Source organism: Kribbella sp. (assembly GCF_035687465.1).
Classification (GTDB): domain Bacteria; phylum Actinomycetota; class Actinomycetes; order Propionibacteriales; family Kribbellaceae; genus Kribbella.
The window spans coordinates 1-2991 of the sequence record NZ_DASRXP010000639.1; the positions used below are offsets into that span (position 1 = coordinate 1).

Here is a 2991-nt window from a genome sequence, read left to right on the forward strand (position 1 = left end):
CGGTGACCAGGTCGGCCGCCTCGATCAGTCGCTGGTCCGCGTTCCGGCCGGTGATCACGACGTACTGGTGACCGGGACGATTCGCGAGGGTGTCGACCACCTCGTCGACGTCCACCCAGCCCCACTTCATCGGGTAGGTGAACTCGTCCAGCACATAGAGATCGTGCGTCTCGGCCGCCATCCGGCGCTGGATCTCGCGCCAGCCCTCGAGCGCATCCGCCGCATGGTCCTCCTCGGTCCCCGCCTTGCGGGACCAGCTCCAGCCCTCACCCATCTTGTGCCACTCGACGGCGCCACCCTCACCCGTTGCCTCATGCAACTGACCGAGTGCCTTGAACGCCGACTCCTCGCCGACCTTCCACTTCGCGCTCTTGACGAACTGGAACACCCCGATGTTCCAGCCCTGGTTCCAGCCGCGCAACGCCATCCCGAACGCCGCCGTCGACTTCCCCTTCATCTCACCGGTGTGCACCATCAACAGCGGCCGGTTGCGGCGCTGCCTGGTGGTCAACCCGTCCTGCGGTATGACGTCGGGCTGGCCCTTCGGCATCAGGCAGCCCTCCGATCCGTGACCGCGCGAACCAAGTTGCCCGCGGCAACCTCACCGAGATCCAGGTACTCCGCGCCGAGATCGACCGCAAGCTCCCCCGCCAGACCGAGCCGAACCCCGCGACGCGGCTCACAATCCACGACGACGGAGGCGATCCCCTGATGTGCGAGCCAGTCGGCCGCCTGCTTGGCCCGTGCGAATGCCTTCTCGCCGGCCGTCGCTCGCCCGTCCGTGACGAGCACCAGCAGGGGCCGTCTGCGGGGATCCCGGATCGCGGCGATCCGTAGTACGTCCGCAGCTTGCAGAAGTCCTTCAGCCAGCGGGGTGCGACCACCGGTCGGCAACGACTCCAGACGCCGTACTGCGGCCTCGACGCTGCCGGTCGGCGGGAGGGCGACGGTGGCGGTTGCTCCGGCGAAGGTGACGAGGCCGACCTTGTCGCGGCGCTGGTAGGCGTCGAGCAGGAGGGAAACGATCGCGGTCTTCACCTCGCCCATCCGCTTCTTCGTGCCCATCGAGCCGGAGGCGTCGACGCAGAACAGCACGAGGTTGCCCTCGCGCCCTTCGCGGACGGAGAGCCTGACGTCGGCCGGGCGGACAGCAAGGCCTGGTCCCGACCGGCCGCGGGCATGCTGATGTGGAGCGGCGGCGCGGATCGTCGCGAGGAGGTGCGGGCGGCCGGATTCGCGACCTGCGCGGGCGCGGTCGCCGACCACTCTGCCGACCTCCGTGATCGCGCGGGATCTGCGGCCGGCGACGCCGGAGCCTGCAGCCTGAACACTCAGCAAGCGGGCCTTGTACGGCTCGGAGCTGCCCACGACTTGGCCAGTCGGAGCAGCGCCGGAGAGAGCGCTTCCCTTGTCCTGGTCAGCGTCGTCTGCGGGACCGGAAGGAGCGCTCTCCGCGCTCTCGACTTGATCTGGCCCGGCGTTGTCGGCCGATGCCTGATCAGTCCGGTCGTTGTCGCCTCGGTTGTCGCGACCGGGGTCGTCGCCGTCGCCCTGTGCCTGGTCGGGCTGCTCCCCTTGATCGTCACGGCTCGGGTCGTTGCCGCCGTCTGGGTCGTCGTCCGGGTCTTCGGGCGGGGTGCTGTCTTTGATCGCTTGTTCGAGTTGGTCGTCGTCCAGGCCGGGGGCGTCGAACGGGTTGCGCCGCTTGCGGTGCGGCAGCGCCAGTTTCGCCGCGGCTCTGACGTCTTCCACCTCGACGACCGTCCGTCCGGACCACGCTGCATGGGCGACCGCAGTACGGGCTGTGACCAGGTCGGCGCGCATGCCGTCGACGTCGAACGCAGCGCAGATCTCGGCGATCTGCCGAAGCGCGGAATCGGTCAGGATCACCTCGGACAACAACGACTGCGCCTTGACGATCCGCTCGGCCAACTCGCGCTGCGCGGCGTCGTACCGGCTGATGAAAGCGACCGGATCCGCCTCGTAGCTGAGCCGCGCCCGCATCACCTCGACCCGTACTGCAGGATCGCGGCTCGCGACCACGTCCACTGTCAGGCCGAACCGGTCGAGCAACTGCGGCCGGAGCTCGCCTTCCTCCGGGTTCATCGTGCCGATCAGCACGAACCGCGCGGGGTGGGTGATCGACACCCCGTCCCGCTCGACGGTCGCGCGACCCATCGCCGCCGCATCAAGCAGGACGTCGACCAGGTGGTCGTGCAGCAGGTTCACTTCGTCGACGTAGAGGAGTCCCCGGTGCGCGGCAGCGAGCAACCCGGGTTCGTAGGCGGTGATCCCCTCAGAAAGCGCTCGCTCGAGGTGCAACGACCCCAGCACCCGATCCTCAGTAGCCCCCACCGGCAACTCCACCAACCGCGCCGCCCGGGCAACCCCGTTCGGCACAGTGCTTTCGGTGACGCTCTGCGCGGTGCCCGTGAGGTCCGGCCAGGTGCGGTCGGTGACGCTCTGCGGGGGGCGAGCGGTGAGGTGTGGGGCGTCTGGACAGTCAGGAGCAGGGTGTTCGGGGTCGCAGGAGAAGCGGCAGCCTTCGACCACCTCGACGGCGGGCAGGATCTCGGTCAGGGCGCGGACCGCGGTCGACTTCGCGGTCCCTTTCTCGCCGCGGATCAGCACGCCGCCGATCGCCGGCGAGATCGTCGCGAGGATCAGCGCAAGTTGAAGGTCTTCCATCCCGACCACCGCGGTGAACGGGAAGCCGGTCGAGGGTGGCGCAGGCCGCATCGGCGGGGAGTCCCTTCGTCCGCGGGTGTCCACGCCCGCTTCGACAGCTGGTACGCCACGGGGGGCCGCGGCGGACAGAGTGCGGATGTTCTGGCTTTCCGGTCTCCCGGTCACAGTGGCGGGACCGCCCCGGCCTCCCGGTCAACCCGGTCACCGGCGTTCCTCCACACCTGTCCGCTCGATCATGGCACACCCCGCCACCCCCGTCCGCGACCAGGTTCACACCCACCGGACATGACCGAGGCTGCCTCA

2 protein-coding genes are annotated in these 2991 nt (G+C 69.3%); both read right to left on the reverse strand.

Features of this window, described 5'->3' with window-relative positions:
* Positions 1-550: cob(I)yrinic acid a,c-diamide adenosyltransferase (cobO, locus tag VFG33_RS34105; protein WP_325057132.1), on the reverse strand; the 550-nt coding region annotated here is incomplete at its 3' end.
* Positions 550-2739, reverse strand: a complete 2190-nt coding sequence (locus VFG33_RS34110) for a putative cobaltochelatase (RefSeq protein ID WP_325057133.1) — start codon at positions 2737-2739, stop codon at positions 550-552. The genes VFG33_RS34110 and cobO, both read right to left, overlap by 1 nt.
* Positions 2740-2991: the final 252 nt, after the last annotated feature.

Coding starts and splice junctions, on each gene's coding strand:
- VFG33_RS34110 (WP_325057133.1), bottom strand. CDS start 2,739: ATGCGGCCTGCGCCACCCTCGACCGGCTTCCCGTTCACCGCGGTGGTC.